The following is a 12,648-nucleotide window of genomic DNA, read 5'->3' on the forward strand; positions in this document are numbered from 1 at the left end:
GTCTCAGCCGATGGAGATGACAAGGCCCGTCAGCGCTGCCAGCTCGACGAGCTGCTGCGCGGCACCGAGGCAATCGCCGGTCTGGCCGCCGAGCCGGCGCATGATGAAACGACGGAAGCCGAAAAGGGTCAGCGCCCCGAAGGCGTAGCCGGCCAGTGTCGTCCCGATGCCGCAGGCGAAGAGACCGCCGGCGAGATAGAGGATCGTGCCAATCACGAGCGACAGCCGACCGGTGCGGGTGTCGGGGCGGCCGACGCGGTCGGCGAGGCCGCCGGGATCGGCCGAGACGAGCGACGACCACAGCCAGGCCATGGCGCCGCGACTGGCCGCCGCGACGGCGAGCAGCGCAAGCGCGGCGCTGGGGGCTCCGTAGGTGCTCGCGAGTTCGACGACGAGAGCGATGCGCAGGACAACCGACAGGACGAGAGCCAGCGCGCCATAGCTGCCGACCCGGCTGTCTTTCATGATCGCCAGCGCGCGTTCGCGCTCGTGATGGCCGCCGAGCCCGTCGGCGACGTCGCCCAGCCCGTCCTCGTGCAGGGCGCCGGTGGTGAACACCAGCGCGGCGACGGCAAGCGTCGCGGCGACCAGCGGCGACAGGCCGAGCGCGGCGGCAAGCATCAGAACCAGAGCAGCCGGCAGCGCGGCGATGACGCCCGCCACCGGAAAGGCGTGCGTGTCGTCGCCGAGGGGATGATGGCCGGTGAAGGCCCATGGGACCGGCGGCATGCGGGTGAGGAAAGCGAGGCTGCGCAGCGTCGCGGCGACATATCGCTCCATGGCGGCCCTTGCTCCCCGCGCGCGGCTGCGCCATTGCGGCCGCAACGCTTTCCATTCCCGAGCGGCGCCGCGCGCCGTCAACGTTCCGGAACCTAGAGGATTCGCTCCATGTCCACCACCGGACTGCCCTTCGACGACATTCGCGATCTGGTGCGCCGCATGCCCGGCCCCGACGTGGCCGCGGTGAACGCCAAGCGCGAGCGCGAGGCGCAATTGACCAAGCCGGCCGGCGCCCTCGGCCGCATGGAGGAACTGTCGGAGTGGCTGGCCGCCTGGCAGGGGCGCCAGCCGGCCGTGCGGCGCCCGCTGGTCGCGGTCTTTGCCGGAAATCACGGCGTCACCCGGCAGGGAGTCTCACCCTTTCCGCCCGAGGTGACGGCACAGATGGTGTCGAACTTCGCGGCCGGCGGCGCGGCGATCAACCAGATCTGCGCGGCCTATGATCTCGGCCTGAAGGTCTTCGACCTGGCGCTGGAAGTGCCGACGAAGGACATCACCGAAGAGGCGGCGATGGACGAGCGCACCTGCGCCGCCACCATGGCCTTCGGCATGGAGGTGCTGGCCGGAGAGCCCGACCTCCTGTGCATCGGCGAGATGGGCATCGGCAACACCACCGTCGCGGCGGCGATCTTCACGGCGCTGTTCGGCGGCGAACCGCGCGACTGGGTCGGCCCGGGCGCGGGACAGGATTCGGCCGGGGTGGAAAAGAAGGCCGAGGTCGTGGCCCGGGCCCTGGCCTGCCACGCGGGGCATCTGTCGGATCCGCTGGAGGTGCTGCGGCGCCTCGGCGGACGCGAGATCGCGGCGATGGCCGGCGCGATCCTTGCCGCGCGCATGCAGAAGGTGCCGGTGATCGTCGACGGGTTCGTCTCGACGGCGGCGGCGGCGGTGCTCCACGCAATGGACCCGCAGGCCCTCGATCATTGCCTGTTCGGCCATGTCTCGGCCGAGCCGGGCCATATCCGGGCGCTGGAGACGATGAACAAGGTGCCGCTGCTCGCCCTCGGCATGCGGCTCGGCGAGGGTACCGGGGCGGCGCTCGCCGCCGGCATCGTCAAGGCGGCGGCCGAATGTCATTCCGGCATGGCGACCTTCGAACAGGCGGCGGTCTCGAACCGGGTCTAGGCCCGCGCCAGCTCGCCGGGTGCGATCCCGGCGACGGCCTGCTGCATGGCGTCACTGGTTTGCATGAGAGCCCGGGCGGCCTCGGCCGTCATGGGGCGGCCGAGGAGATAGCCCTGGGCCGTTCCGCAGCCGAGGTCGAGCAGGCGGGCCAGCTGCTCCTCGCTTTCCACGCCTTCGCCGGTGGTGGCGATCGACAGGTCCTTGGCCATCATGGTGACGGCCCGCAGCACCGCCAGCGAACTGATGTCGTCGGGCGCGGAATCGATGAAGCTGCGGTCGATCTTGATCCGGTCGAGATCGAATTCGCGCAGATGCGCCAGCGACGAATAGCCGGTGCCGAAATCGTCCATCGCGATGCGCACCCCGAGGCTGCGCAGGGCGGTCAGGGTCGCGTTGATCCGGCGGCCGTCGTCGACCATGGCCGTTTCGGTCAGCTCCAGCTCCAGGCGTTGCGCCGTCAGGCCGTGCTCGGCCAGCGCCCTCGTCACCTGCCGCAGCATGTCGGTCTTGTGCAGCTGGACCGGGGAGACGTTGACGGACACGTAGAGTTCGCCGGGCCAGCGGCTGGCCTCGCGGCAGGCTTCGTTCAACACCCATTCGCCGATCTCGGTGATCAGCCCGGTCTCCTCGGCCAAGGGGATGAAGTCGACGGGCGAGATCAGGCCGAGGGTCGGATGGGTCCAGCGGATCAGTGCTTCGAAGCCGACGAGTTCGCGCGTCGGCAGGTTGAACAGCGGCTGATAATTCAGCGAGAACTGGCCCTCCTTCAACGCCCGGACCATGTCCATTTCCAGGTCCCGGCGCTTGACCGCATCCTCCATCATGCCGCTTTCGTAGCGCTCGATGCGGTTGCGGCCGTTCTTCTTGGCCTTGTAGAGGGCCAAGTCCGCCTGACGGACGACCAGGTCCGGGTCGTCCACGTCGTCGGCCGTGGCGAGGCCGACGCTGCAGCCGATGCTGATGCGGTGCTTGTCGGCCGTGAAGGGGCGCTCGAAGCCCTCGACCACGCGGCGGGCCAGCGTATCGCTGTGTTCGTCGTCGCCCGGCAGGATCGCCAGCTCGTCGCCGCCGAGGCGGAAGATCAGATCGTTCGGATCGCAGCAGGCCCGCAGCCGGTCCGCGACCTGGATGAGCAGCGCGTCGCCGACCGGATGGCCGAGCGTGTCGTTCACCGCCTTGAACCGATCGAGGTCGATCATCACGATGGTGGTCGGCTTGGCCGAATCGAAGCGCGCCTTCAGCTCGTCCTGGAAGCTGCGACGGTTCGGCAGTCCGGTCAGCGCGTCGTGATAGGCCATGTGCGTGATCGTGGCCTGGACCTGCCGGGCCTCGGTCATGTCGTCATAGGTCAGGATCGCGCCGCCGTCGGCCATCGGGCAGCAGGCGACACCGATGACCCGGCCGTCGGCGAGATGGTGTTCGACCCGGGTGATGGTGGAGCGGCGCATCCAGACGGTGTGATTGTCGATCACCCGGTCGATCCGTGCCGCGTCCCAGCCCGCCTTGTGGCCGAAATTGTCGAGGAAGGACGACAGGGCCAGCCCTGAGCGCAATTCGTTCGGGCCGATGCCGAGCAGCTCGTAGGCGCGCTCGTTGTGCAGGGTGATGATCCCGTCCGGGCCGACCATGACGAGGCCGTTCGACATGTTCTGGAGCGCCGCCGACAGGACGCGCAGATGCTCCGCCGCGTCGGCAGCGGCCGCCCGCGACGAGGCGTCCAGCTTCTCGCCGTTCACGGCCAGGATGAAGGCGGTGATGAAGATCATCAGCGCGGCGAGGGCGACGAAGGCCGACAGCGTCACCGGTTCGACGATCCAGACCTCGGCGGCCGGGGCGGCGCTGAGGGTCAGGCCCGCAATCGCGATGAAATGCAGGAAGCAGACGCCCAGCACCATTAGCGTGGCGACGGCGAGGCGCTGCTTCCCACGGGGCGGCATCGACATCGCCGCGGCGAAGAACCCGGCGCCGGCGAAGAGCGAGATCAGCGTGACCAGTGGATCGTAGGCGGCGAGGCACCCCTGCAACGCGCTCATGCCGGTGAAGTGCATGGCGCCGACACCGAGGCCGGCGATCGCGCCGAGCGCCATCCGGGCGGCCCGGGAATGCACCAGGACGGTTGCTGCCAGGGGCAGGCCGACGAACAGGATGCCGACGAACACCGACACGATCGTGACCATGGGATCGTAGCCGAGAATGACGTCGGGCCGGAAGCCGAGCATCGCCACGAAATGGGTCGTCCAGACGCCGAGGCCGGCGACCGCGGCGCTGACCGCCATCCATTTGTAGCGCCGGCCGCCTTCGACCGAGCTGGCGCGGTCGAGAACGGTCAGGACGATCGCGGCCATGATGGCGCAGACGACGAGTGCCGTCGCGACGAAACCAAGGGAATGGTCGACGAGAAAGTTCTGCCCAAATGCGGCCAAGGAAACACCTGTCGCCGAATATCCGGCCGTTTGGATCGGCAAACCGATCGCGACGCTGAAACTAAGACGACCGGACTTTGCCCTCCCTTCCGTGAAGGAAATGTAAAATTGACAGTAATGACAGGTGGTCAGGCGCGATGGCCGGCGCCGGGGCCGCTCCGGTCAGCGCACCACGAAGACGGATGCGGTGGTGTGCGAGGCCAGATAGCCGCCATGGGAAGCGAAGAGATGGTCCGGCAGCCCCGGGACATGCGACGCCATCACCACGAGGTCCGCGCCGCATTCGTCGACCGCGTCCAGAAGGGTCCGACCCAGCTCGACGCTCGGATCGTGGCGGACATAGGCCTTCGACGTCTGCTCGAGGCCGTGGTCGCGGGCCTGGCCCGCCGCGAAGGCTTCCAGCTTCGCGGTATATTCCTCCGGCGTATGGGCGACGCCGGACGGCGCGTTGGAGGTCACGCCGACATAGTGCACGGGGATATTGTAGAGGCTGGCGAGACCGGCGGCCGTCTTGAGCGCCTTGTCGAGCTTGTCGGCATGGGTGAGGTCCACGGGGATCATGATCCTGGCATACATGGCGGTCTCCTTGGCGTTCGGGCTCCGACCGATATGCGCATGGCGCGGCGGTCGAAGGATTGACGGCGATCAAGCGTCCGTCCGGATGCTCGCGTTGACCCGGACGTATGTCCGCTGGTTCAGGACCACATAAGACCCTCGGCTCTCGCGTCGAACCCGCGGCGATGGAGACTTCGATCAGCCGGCGGCGAAGACCGCACGCTCGGCGCTCACGCAGTCGCGGATGAAGTCGGCGACGGCGGCGATCCGGCGGATGTCGCGGACGCTCTCGTGATAGACCAGCCAGTAGCTGCGGTAGATGGTTTCCGCTGGCAGGATGCGCGCGAGCTGGGGGCGATCGGCGGCCATGAAGCCGTGCAGGATGCCGATCCCGGCGCCGGCCGCTACCGCCTCGGTCTGGCCGATCGCACTCGATACCTCGTAATGTGCCGGCCAGTGGGCGACGATGTCGGTGTGGTAGGCGAGCCTCGGGCTGTAGAGGAGGTCCTCGACCGCGCCGACGAGACGGTGCCGACCCAGCTCGGCAAGCGAGGCCGGGGCGCCATGGGCGGCGATGTAGCCACGCGAGGCATAGATCCCCAGCGCATAGTCGGTGAGCTTTCCGGCGACCAGCCGCCCTGCCTCGGGACGGGCGACGGTGATCGCGATGTCGGCTTCGCGGCGTGAGATCGAGAAGGCGCGGGGCACCGGCACGAGCTGGACGGTGAGGTCAGGGTGGCGTTCGGTCAGCCGCCAGAGGCGGGGGGCGAGGAATGCGGTGCCGAAACCGTCGGGCGTTCCCACCCGCACGGTGCCGGAAAGCGCCAGTTCGGTCGCGCCGATATCGGCACGCGCCGCCAGCATGGCTGCTTCCATGCGCTCGGCCTGTTCAAGGAAGTCGCGACCGGTGGGCGTCAGCTCGCAGCCATTCGGGCGCCGGTCGAGAAGCCGGGCGCCGAGTGCCGTTTCAAGCGCCGTCAGCCGCCGGCCGACGGTCGCGTGATTGAGTTCCAGGCGCCGCGCGGCCGCCAGGATCTGTCCGGCCCGTGCCACCGCGAGAAACAGCCTGACATCGTCCCAGTTCACGTCCGTTCCCCTTCAATCTCCGCAAAGGACTTCAATTTACGCACAACGGATGCGCAAAGCGAAGGATTGGCTTTCGCCGCAGCCTGCGCGAAGACTGAGGGCAACACCCGCAACAGGAGGAAACCGGATGGAACAGATCGGACATTTCATCGGCGGCAAGCGCGTCGCCGGCACGAGCGGCCGCACGGCCGACGTCTTCAATCCGGCCACCGGCGAGGTCCAGGCTCAGGTCGCGCTGGCGAGCGCCGATGAGCTGACCGCGGCGGTCGCGAATGCCAAGGCGGCCCAGCCGGCCTGGGCGGCGACCAACCCGCAGCGCCGCGCCCGCGTGATGATGAAGTTTGTCGAGCTTCTGAACCGCGACATGGACAAGCTGGCCGAGGTGCTGTCGCGCGAGCACGGCAAGACCATCCCCGACGCCAAGGGCGACGTGCAGCGCGGCCTCGAGGTCGCCGAGTTCTGCATCGGCGCGCCGCATCTCCTGAAGGGCGAGTTCTCCGAAGGCGCAGGCCCCGGCATCGATCTCTATTCGATCCGTCAGGCGCTGGGCGTGGTGGCCGGCATCACGCCGTTCAACTTCCCGGCGATGATTCCGATGTGGAAGTTCGCTCCGGCGATCGCCGCCGGAAATGCCTTCATCCTGAAGCCGTCCGAGCGCGACCCGTCGGTGCCGATCATGCTGGCCGAGCTGATGATCGAGGCCGGCCTGCCCGAAGGCATTCTCAATGTCGTCAACGGCGACAAGGGCGTGGTGGACGCGATCCTCGACGATCCGGACATCCAGGCCATCGGCTTAGTCGGCTCGACGCCGATCGCCCAGTACATCTATTCGCGCGGTTGCGCGAACGGCAAGCGCGTCCAGTGCTTCGGCGGCGCCAAGAACCACATGATCATCATGCCGGACGCCGACATCGACAAGGCGGCGGACGCCCTGATCGGCGCCGGCTACGGCGCGGCCGGCGAGCGCTGCATGGCGGTGTCCGTGGCCGTTCCGGTCGGCAAGGAGACCGCCGACCGCCTGATGGAGAAGCTGATCCCGCGGGTCGAGGCGCTGAAGATCGCGCCCTATACGGCCGGCGACGACGTCGACATGGGACCGCTGGTCACCCGCGAGGCGCAAAAGCGCGTGCTGGGCCTGATCGACAGGGGTGTCGAAGAGGGCGCCAAGCTCGCCGTCGACGGCCGCGGCTTCAAGATGCAGGGCTACGAGAATGGCTTCTTCGTCGGCGCCTGCCTGTTCGACAACGTCACCAAGGACATGGACATCTACAAGACCGAGATCTTCGGTCCGGTCCTGTCGGTGGTGCGCGCCAAGGACTACGAGGAAGCGATCGACCTGCCGATGAGCCACGAATACGGCAATGGCGTCTCGATCTACACCCGTGACGGCGACGCCGCCCGCGACTTCGCCAGCCGCATCAATATCGGCATGGTCGGCGTCAACGTGCCGATCCCCGTGCCGCTGGCCTATTACACCTTCGGCGGCTGGAAGGCCTCGGGCTTCGGCGACCTCAACCAGCACGGCCCGGACGCCTTCCGCTTCTACACCCGCACCAAGACGGTCACGAGCCGCTGGCCGTCGGGCATCAAGGACGGTGCCGAGTTCGCCATGCCGGTCATGCGGTAGGACGGACACAGACGACAGAATGCAGAACGGGCGCCATCGGCGCCCGTTTTCGCATGCGGGGAAAGACTGTCAGACCGGGCGGCGGGTCTTGAGGATCGGCGTCAGCGGCTCGTCCGGCGTGGCCATGGCGCCGCGTGCGCTCTCGGCGGCCGCCTCGCTGCTGCGCACCGTGACCTTCTGGGCAACGCGCCACCAGTCGAGATAGCGCGCGAGGCCGAAGAGGATCGCGAGACCGGCCAGCACCATCGGCGTGTCGAACCAGATCGACGGTTCCGAACCATGCTTCAGCACCTGGCCGCACAGCGACAGAACGGTACCGACGGCAAAGACCGGCAGCGAATGCCGACCCAGCATGGTGAAGATGTTGTCGCGCGAGATGTTGGCGAAGGGCGAGGTCGCCGCGGCATTGGCGAAGAGGTAGCAGATCGCCATCACATGCAGCAGCCGGGTGAGGCTGACATAGGTCTTGTCGAAGCCGGTGATCAGCACCGGCAGCGGGCTCTGGCCCCAGATCCACCACAGGCCGAAGCGGATGGTCAGGAAGGCCAGCAGCGCATAGGCGAGCGCCAGCGCATAGAGCCATGGCCGATAGGGCACGGCGACGCCCGTCTCGCGGCGGTTCAGGCCGCAATAGAGACCGACGGCGAAGATCAGCTGCCAGGAGAATGGGTTGAAGAACCAGCCACCCGGCAGCGGGAAGGCCGGCACGTCGATCGCCCAGACATAGGCGACGATCCACATCAGGATGGCGCCGGCGAGCATCGCGCCGCGGCTGATCTGCGCCAGAGCCAGATGCAGCGGCAGCATCAGCAGGAGCACGCAATACATCGGCAGGATGTTCACATAGCCGAGCTGGTGGCCGAGGCCGGCAACGCCGATCATCGTTTCCATCGGCATGGTGATGAAGGAGCGCAGCCCGATCGTGCGCATCATGTCGCCATAGCCGAGCGCCAGCGCGGCCCATGAGAAGATGCCGATGGCGGCCACGGTCAGGGTGATGTGGACGAGGTAGAGCACGCCCGCCCGGCGCCACGCCTTCAGCGTCGCGGCGACCCGCTCGCCCGCCAGGAACAGCGGGGCATAGGCATAGGCTGAGGCGAAGCCCGCCAGGAAGACGAACAGTTCGGCCGCGTCCGAGAAGCCGAAATTGCGGGAGGTGAAGTTCTCCCAGACATTGCCGGGGATGTGGTTGACGAAGATCATCGCGAGCGCGATGCCGCGCCAGAAGTCCACCCGGTAATCGCGGGGTGACTTCAAGGCAGTACGGGTGACAGCGGTCATCGTCTCGGGGGCAGCCTCATGCGGGATCGGGCAGAACCGGTGCCACCGACACTGTGGCTTTCTCAAGGTCGGCACCGGCCGAAAGACGGGCCAGTCGCTCCTGCCAGAGGGCATAGCTGCGGATCACCGGCTCGGGATCGGACTCGAAGGGGGTCTCGAACAGGCGCTGGCGACGCACCCAGTCGCCCAGCGCCGGGTTGCCGGTGGCGCTGATCAGGACCGGCGCCGCAACGAGGGGCAGCGCGATCGGCAGGGTCCACAGGACGAGGTTCGGGGCGTAGTTGATCGTGGCGAACAGCACGAGGCCGCCGGCCAGCACCATCCACCAGCTCGCCTTGAAGGCAGCGTCGAGCGGCAGGCTGCCGTCAGCGCGCTCGGTCGACGGCCAGCCGGCATCGGCGCCGATCAGGATCTCGGCCACGGCCTTCGACTGGAACATCATCATCACCGGGGCGAGGATGCTGGTCATCACCAGTTCCGCCGTCGCGCCGGCCAGGACCGCAAGCGTTCCGCCGAACCGCCGGCGCCGGGCGGTGAAGGCGCTGCCGACCGCGATCAGCGTCTTGGGCAGGAGCAGCAGCACGAAGATGCCGAAGAGCAGGAGCAGCGCCTTGCCGGTCTCGGGGCGCGGGAACACCGGGAACAGGGAATCGGCCGGGAAATAGTTCGGCTCCGGTGCCAGGATCGGGTCGAGCAGGCTGACGATCAGGAACATCAGCCAGATCGGCGAGGCGGCATAGGCCATGATCCCGCTGGCCAGCGAGACGCGGCTCCACAGCTTCAGCCCGGGCGCGGCGAGGAGCTTGCCGTGCTGGAGATTGCCCTGGCACCAGCGGCGGTCGCGCTTGGCATATTCGATGATGTTGGCCGGGGCTTCCTCGTAGGAGCCTTCGAGGTCCGGATCGACCTGCACCTTGTAGCCGGCCCGCGCCAGAAGCGCCGCCTCGACGGAATCGTGACTGAGGATATGGCCGCCGAAGGGCGGACGGCCGTGCAGGTCGGGCAGGCCGCAGGACGCCGCGAAGGCACGTACGCGCAGGATGGCGTTGTGGCCCCAGAACGGCCCCTCGCGGCCCTGCAGCACCGCGATGCCGCGCGAAAAGACCGGCGAGAACAGGGCTGCGGAAAACTGCAAGGCACGGCCGAACAGGGTGCGCCGGCCGATGATCAGCGGCTGGGTCTGCAACAGGCCGAGTTCGGGGTCGCCATCCATCCGGGCGACCATTTCCACCATGGTCTCCGGCCGCATCAGGCTGTCGGCGTCGAGCACCAGCATGTAGTCGTAGGCGCCGCCACTGGTGGTGACGAAGTCGGCGATGTTGCCGGCCTTGCGGCCGACATTCTTCTCGCGGTTGCGGTAGTAGAGCCGGCCGGCTGCCCCGAGTTCTGACAGCAGCATATCGACGCCGCGCCGTTCGGCGGCAACGTTCTCGGCCCGGGTGGAATCGCTGAGGATGTAGAAGTCGAAGGCGTCGAGCCCGCCGATGCTGCGCAGACCCTCATACATGGCACCGACGCGCGCCAGCACCGCCTCGGCGTCCTCGTTGTAGACGGGGACGAGGATGGCGGTGCGGCTGACATGGCCGGGCAGCGCCCGGCGGCGCGGCGGCGCGCCGGACGACATGATGCCGGCCAGCGCCATGTTGAAGCCCCAGGCGAGCCAGAGGCAGCACAGCACGAGCAGGCTGATCTGCACGATGTGCAGATAGGTCACCCCGTTCACCGTCACGACGATGAAGAACAGCGAAGCTGCGATCGCCGCCAGCACGACGGAGGCCAGGGCGAAGAGAAGACGCTGAGCCGTGATCAACGCGGTGTCCGTCGGTGAGATGGTGCCACGGCCCGGATCACCCCGGGCCGTTCAGGCATGGTGATCAATTGCGGTCGGCGGAAAGGCGGCCGAGCGAGATCGTCGGGAAGCGCAGCGGCCGGCCGGTCAACGGCTGGATCGGCATGGTGAGCCGGGCCACCGGCGGCGGCACGGCGACCGTGCGCACGAAGGCCAGCGATGCCGCATCGCCCCGCATGGCGGCGGCCAGCACGCTTTCGGCGTCGTCGGAACGCCCGCTCGCGGCAAGGCGCGTGCGCACGGCGTCCAGTACGACATCGTCGTCCAGATCAGCCCGGCCGATCAGTCGGCCGGCATTGGTCTCCTGCATGGAGCGGCGGTCTTCCGTTGCAAAAACGGTCATGTCCTGTTCGTCCATTGATAGAGCCACGTCTCACTGACAATGCGCTGCAGCATCGAAAGTTTCACGCGAAGTTCAGCAGGCTGTGAATCGGTCTTCTCGAGTTCCAGGGCGACGCGCCAGCCGCCACTGGGCAGCCGCGCGATTCCCGAATGGATCAGCCGGGTGTTGTCCGGCACGTCGATCAGGGGCTCGATCTGGGCATCGGCGGGCAGCTTGGCAATGCTGCCGCCTTCGAAATTGATCGCGATGCGATGGGTCGACAGGTCGGCATCCGCCGCGTTGCCGCCGACGCCGATGAAGGTGCCGGTGACCTTGGCCTGGTTGTCCTCGGGCTCGACGTCGAGGCCCCAGTGCATCCGGTAGCTGAACTCCATCGCGCCGCCGGCTTCGGCCTTGGCCTCGGGCACCCAGAAGGCGACGATGTTGTCGTTGGCTTCCGAATCCGTCGGGATCTCGACGAGCTCAACGGTTCCCTTGCCCCAGTCGCCCAGCGGCTCGATCATCAGCGACGGCCGCAGTTCGTACCGGGCCTCGATGTCCTCGTAATGGGAGAAGTCGCGGTCACGCTGCAGGAGACCGAAGCCGCGCGGGCTGGTCTCCTGGAAATAGGACATCGCCAGGTTTTCGGGGTTCTTCAGCGGCCGCCACAGCTTCTCGCCATCGGCCCGACGAATGCACAGGCCGTCGCTGTCATGGACCTCGGGACGGAAGTCGTCGCGGCCGAAGCGGTCGTTCTCGCCGAAAGTGTACATGGAGGTCAGCGGCGCGATGCCGACGCGGTTGACGTCGGTGCGGAAGAACAGCCGGGTGGTCACGTCGATCGTGGTCTGCGGGCCCGGCGTGATCAGGAAGGAATAGGCGCCGGTGAGGCTCGGGCTGTCGAGCTCCGCCATCAGCCGGATGCGCGAGTCGCCCGGCTTCGGCGCGTCGATGTAGAAGGCGCTGAAACGCGGGAATTCCTCGGTCTCGCTGGTCGCCGTGTTGATGGCGAGGCCGCGGGCCGACAGCCCGTAGCGGGTGCCGGTGCCCAGCGCGCGGAAATAGCTCGCGCCCAGGAAGGTCACCAGCTCGTCGAAATAGTCCGGCCGTTCGATCGGCGCGTGGATCCGGAAGCCGGCGACGCCGTCCAGCGGCAGGTCCTGGAATTTCGAGGGATCCAGCGGCGGGCGGTATTCGAAATCCGAGGGCGCGAAATCGTGGCGATTGTAGACGCCGTTCTGCCCGACGAAGACCTTGGTGGTCTCCTTGAACACCCAGCCGGGATAGAAGGCCTGCAGGTGGAACTCCACCGGCTCGGCGCGCCACAGGGCATGGTCCGGCCGGAAGCGGATCGCCCGGTGCTCGTCGTAATTGAGGTCGAGGATTTCCTGCGGCAGGTCGTTGGCCGGCGCGCTGTAGGATTCCCCGGCGCGCTGCTGCATGCGCGCGGCCAGCTCATCGAAGGTGAACGGCGCATCGGGCGCGCCGACGGTTGCCGGCTGTCGGGCCGGCGGCGTGGGAGCCTCCGTCTCCTGGGCAAAGCCGGGACGGGGCAGAAGCGCTGCGAGGGTGAGGGCCACACCTGTCTTCAGCGCGGTAC

The 12,648-nt window shown here is 67.8% G+C and carries 10 protein-coding genes; 2 read left to right on the forward strand and 8 right to left on the reverse strand.

The features are described from left to right. Positions 1-3: 3 nt before the first annotated feature. The gene (locus ACEQX1_RS09005; protein WP_370192403.1) at positions 4-780 is read right to left on the reverse strand and encodes an adenosylcobinamide-GDP ribazoletransferase; all 777 of its coding nucleotides are present in this window, start codon (positions 778-780) and stop codon (positions 4-6) included. A 108-nt stretch (positions 781-888) separates the two neighbouring features. Here ACEQX1_RS09005 and cobT point away from each other — a divergent pair, with 108 nt between their 5' ends. After that, a complete protein-coding gene (cobT, locus tag ACEQX1_RS09010; protein ID WP_024349427.1) occupies positions 889-1,905 on the forward strand; it encodes a nicotinate-nucleotide--dimethylbenzimidazole phosphoribosyltransferase in 1,017 nt (338 codons plus the stop codon). Here the strand turns inward: cobT and ACEQX1_RS09015 are convergent. The 3 genes from ACEQX1_RS09015 to ACEQX1_RS09025 all read right to left on the reverse strand — a co-directional run bounded on the left by ACEQX1_RS09015 (position 1,902) and on the right by ACEQX1_RS09025 (position 5,969). Next, entirely contained in the window at positions 1,902-4,328 is a 2,427-nt protein-coding gene (locus tag ACEQX1_RS09015; protein WP_370192406.1) for an EAL domain-containing protein, read from the reverse strand. The two genes, cobT and ACEQX1_RS09015, sit on opposite strands and share 4 nt — an antisense overlap. A gap of 162 nt (positions 4,329-4,490) precedes the next feature. Continuing rightward, complete coding sequence (locus tag ACEQX1_RS09020; protein ID WP_370192407.1) at positions 4,491-4,904, reverse strand: universal stress protein; 414 nt, start codon at positions 4,902-4,904, stop codon at positions 4,491-4,493. Between the two features lie 177 nt (positions 4,905-5,081). Beyond that, a complete protein-coding gene (locus ACEQX1_RS09025) occupies positions 5,082-5,969 on the reverse strand; it encodes a LysR family transcriptional regulator (RefSeq protein WP_370192408.1) in 888 nt (295 codons plus the stop codon). Positions 5,970-6,096: 127 nt separating this feature from the next. Here ACEQX1_RS09025 and ACEQX1_RS09030 point away from each other — a divergent pair, with 127 nt between their 5' ends. Further along, complete coding sequence (locus tag ACEQX1_RS09030) at positions 6,097-7,596, forward strand: CoA-acylating methylmalonate-semialdehyde dehydrogenase (RefSeq protein ID WP_370196746.1); 1,500 nt, start codon at positions 6,097-6,099, stop codon at positions 7,594-7,596. Between the two features lie 69 nt (positions 7,597-7,665). Here ACEQX1_RS09030 and ACEQX1_RS09035 read toward each other — a convergent pair whose 3' ends face one another. The 4 genes from ACEQX1_RS09035 to ACEQX1_RS09050 all read right to left on the reverse strand — a co-directional run bounded on the left by ACEQX1_RS09035 (position 7,666) and on the right by ACEQX1_RS09050 (position 12,628). Next, positions 7,666-8,853, reverse strand: coding sequence for an OpgC family protein (locus tag ACEQX1_RS09035; protein ID WP_370192410.1), 1,188 nt, complete (start codon positions 8,851-8,853; stop codon positions 7,666-7,668). Positions 8,854-8,893: 40 nt separating this feature from the next. Continuing rightward, on the reverse strand, positions 8,894-10,687 hold the full coding sequence (gene mdoH, locus ACEQX1_RS09040) for a glucans biosynthesis glucosyltransferase MdoH (protein WP_277024637.1): 1,794 nt from the start codon (positions 10,685-10,687) through the stop codon (positions 8,894-8,896). 64 nt (positions 10,688-10,751) lie between these two features. After that, positions 10,752-11,069 (reverse strand): hypothetical protein, encoded by a 318-nt coding sequence (locus ACEQX1_RS09045; protein ID WP_370192411.1) that lies wholly within the window; start codon positions 11,067-11,069, stop codon positions 10,752-10,754. Further along, positions 11,066-12,628, reverse strand: coding sequence for a glucan biosynthesis protein (locus ACEQX1_RS09050; protein ID WP_230788950.1), 1,563 nt, complete (start codon positions 12,626-12,628; stop codon positions 11,066-11,068). The genes ACEQX1_RS09045 and ACEQX1_RS09050 overlap by 4 nt, the downstream gene beginning before the upstream one ends. Positions 12,629-12,648: the final 20 nt, after the last annotated feature.

The organism is Aurantimonas sp. (assembly GCF_964217435.1).
GTDB lineage: Bacteria > Pseudomonadota > Alphaproteobacteria > Rhizobiales > Rhizobiaceae > Aurantimonas > Aurantimonas coralicida.